This window comes from Flavonifractor sp., from assembly GCF_019422385.1.
In the GTDB taxonomy this organism is placed as follows: domain Bacteria; phylum Bacillota; class Clostridia; order Oscillospirales; family Oscillospiraceae; genus Flavonifractor; species Flavonifractor avistercoris.
Window position 1 is genome coordinate 1 of record NZ_JAHZDL010000144.1, and the last position, 3,071, is coordinate 3,071.

4 protein-coding genes are annotated in these 3,071 nt (G+C 63.2%); all 4 read left to right on the forward strand.

The features are described from left to right. A partial coding sequence (locus QZ378_RS12490) for a helicase-related protein (RefSeq protein WP_291258502.1) occupies window positions 1-1,218 on the forward strand: 1,218 nt, incomplete at its 5' end. Window positions 1,219-1,224: 6 nt separating this feature from the next. Then, on the forward strand, window positions 1,225-1,746 hold the full coding sequence (locus QZ378_RS12495) for a transposase (RefSeq protein ID WP_191529296.1): 522 nt from the start codon (window positions 1,225-1,227) through the stop codon (window positions 1,744-1,746). Further along, window positions 1,739-2,116, forward strand: coding sequence for an MmcQ/YjbR family DNA-binding protein (locus QZ378_RS12500; RefSeq protein WP_191529297.1), 378 nt, complete (start codon window positions 1,739-1,741; stop codon window positions 2,114-2,116). The genes QZ378_RS12495 and QZ378_RS12500 overlap by 8 nt, the downstream gene beginning before the upstream one ends. Continuing rightward, window positions 2,113-2,865: a hypothetical protein gene (locus QZ378_RS12505; protein WP_291258503.1), complete on the forward strand. Its 753-nt coding sequence runs from the start codon at window positions 2,113-2,115 to the stop codon at window positions 2,863-2,865. Before QZ378_RS12500 ends, QZ378_RS12505 begins: the two co-directional genes overlap by 4 nt. The last annotated feature ends 206 nt before the right edge of the window (window positions 2,866-3,071 follow it).

A 3,071-nucleotide genomic window follows, 5' to 3' on the forward strand; every position in this document is an offset into this window, starting at 1 on the left:
GTCACCCCCAAGGAGAAGATGGACGCCGCCATCCAGGAGATCTACAGGGAGCTGGAGGAGCGGGTGGCCTACTTCCAGGCAAACAACATGCTGGTGGAGGCCCAGCGCCTCAAGCAGCGCACCATGTACGACGTGGAGATGATGCAGGAGCTGGGCTACTGCTCCGGCATTGAGAACTACTCCCGGGTGATCGAGGGCCGGCCCGCCGGCTCGCCCCCCCACACCCTGCTGGACTTCTTCCCCAAGGACTTCCTGCTGTTCATCGACGAGAGCCACGTCACCCTCCCCCAGGTGCGGGCCATGTACAACGGCGACAGGGCCCGCAAGACCACCCTGGTGGACTACGGCTTCCGCCTGCCCTGCGCCTTTGATAACCGGCCGCTGAAATTTGAGGAGTTCCAGAAGCGGCTCAACCAGGTGATCTACGTCTCCGCCACCCCCGGCGACTATGAGCGGGAGCGGTCGGGCCAGATCGTGGAGCAGGTGATCCGCCCCACCGGCCTGCTGGATCCCAAAATCGAGGTGCGGCCGGTGGAGGGGCAGATCGACGATCTCATCGGGGAGATCAACACCCGCACCCAGCGTGGGGAGCGGGTGCTGGTCACCACCCTCACCAAGAAGATGGCGGAGGATCTCACCGCCTACCTGACCAACGCGGGCATCAAGGTCCGCTATATGCACCACGACATCGACACCATCGAGCGCATGGAGATCATCCGGGATCTCCGCCTGGGCACCTTCGACGTGCTGGTGGGCATCAACCTGCTCCGGGAGGGCCTGGATCTGCCCGAGGTGTCCCTGGTGGCCATCCTGGACGCGGACAAGGAGGGCTTCCTCCGCTCCGAGACCTCCCTCATCCAGACCATCGGCCGGGCCGCGCGAAACGCCGACGGCATGGTGGTCATGTACGCCGACGCCATCACCCCCTCCATGCGCCGGGCCATCGACGAGACCGAGCGCAGGCGCGCCAAGCAGGACGCCTTCAACCAGGAGCACGGCATCGTGCCCAAGACCGTCATCAAGTCGGTGCGGGATGTGATCGACCTGTCCGACGAGAAGGGCGAGCTGCCCCACTCCAAGAAGGCACTCTCCAAGAAGGAGCGGGAGGACGCCATCGCCAATCTGGAGAAGGAGATGAGAGAAGCCTCCAAGCGGCTGGAGTTCGAGTACGCCGCCGTCCTCCGCGACCGCATCATCGAGCTGCGGGGGCAGGGGTGAGGGGCCATGGAGCTGCCCAGGCGGAAGCCCAACCGGCTGCCGGAATATGATTACAGCCGGGCGGGGTATTATTTCATCACAGTCTGCACTAAGGATAAGCGCCCCGTACTCTGGGCACCTGCGATCTATGGGTCAACTCTGCAAACAGGGGATGTAGGGGCGGATATCATCCGCCCGATCCAGGCACCTTCCCTATCAGAAATAGGCTCCATGGTTGAACAGGCAATCCGCGAAATTCCCGCCCATTACTCCAATGTCAGGCTGGACAAATATGTAGTCATGCCCAACCACATTCACCTGATCCTGGCAATTGATCAGAGCGTCGGGCGGATGATATCCGCCCCTACAAAGTCGTTGTCCACAATCGTCGGGTCTATGAAGCGGTATACATCCAAGATGGTCGGCTTTCCCCTCTGGCAAAAATCCTTTCACGACCATGTAATCCGCAATGAGGCGGATTATCTGCGCGTATGGGATTACATCGACACCAATCCGCTGAAATGGCGGGAGGACTGCTACTATGTATGACTGGCTGGACGGCTGGCTGCGGGCCCTGCCCGGGGCGGAGCACGGCTACAAGGAGGAGTGGAACTGGCACCGCTACACCGTGCGCGGCAGGCACTTCGCCGCCCTGTGCACGCCAGACTCGAAATACAAGGTCTACGGCGGCCATCCCCTGGTGAACCTGAAATGCGATCCCCGGCTGGCGGAGGGCCTGCGGGAGCAGTACCCCGAGATCCTCCCCGGCTTTTACTGCGACAAGCGCACCTGGATCGCGGTGCTGCTGGACGGGGAACTGCCCGACCAGGTGCTGCGGGACTTGTGCGCGCTCTCCCACCGGCTGGTGGTGGAAAAACTGCCCAAATATGTCCAGAAGGAGCTGGAGGACCTGCCATGAAAGAGAAAAATACCGCTCTGGCGCCGCTCCGCCGGTGGCTTGCCGTGGCCGCTGTCGGCCTGATCCTGCTCTTTTCCCTGCTCTACCTGCTGGCCCAGCTCCGGCCCGGCCTGGAATTTGGGGATGAGATGCTCTATCCCGCGGATACCGGCGGGGAGGGGGCGGTCTACACCGGGCGGGTGGATGGGGCGTGGGCGGTCCTGACGGTAGGCGAGGACGGCGCCATCACCTACCAGTGGGGCGAGACGGAATACGGTCCCTATACCGTCCGGACAGATCCCACGGCGGTGCCGGACGGCGATATGGCCGACTTCCTCACCGGCGTGGAGCTGCGTCGGGGAGATCAGGTGCTCTTCCGGGGCGGCTGGCTGGAGGCGGGGGACACCTTCCTGCTTCTGGCCGAGGACGGCACCCCTGTATGGGACAGCGCCGTCCCGGAGGACGGGGAGGACGATCCCCACGCCCCTCCGCTGGAGGCGCTGCTCTCCCTCTCCCAGGGCACGCCGGAGCTGATCCGCCGGGGCAATCCCCTGTTCTGGCTCCTGGGCACCTTCGCCGCTGTGGTGGCCCTGGCAGAGATTCTCTTTGCCGACCAGCTGTTCCGCCACAGGCTGTCTTTCCATATCCGCGATCCGGAGCGGGCGGAGCCCTCCGACTGGGAGCTGGCCTGGCGGGTGCTGGCACCTCTCTGCCTTCTCCTGATCGCCCTCATCACGTATCTGGCGGGGCTCTCCCTCTTTTTTCACTGAGCCGTTTTCCTTCAATCCAACTAAAAAAGTGAGGTTTTTTACAATGAAGTACGTCACTCTTGGCAAAACCGGCCTGAAGGCCTCCATCGTCTCCTTCGGCGGCATCCCCATCCAGCGGGCCGACGCGGCCAACACGAAGGCCGTGGTGGACAAGCTGGAGGAGTACGGCATCAACTACATCGACACCGCCCGGGGCTACACCGTGT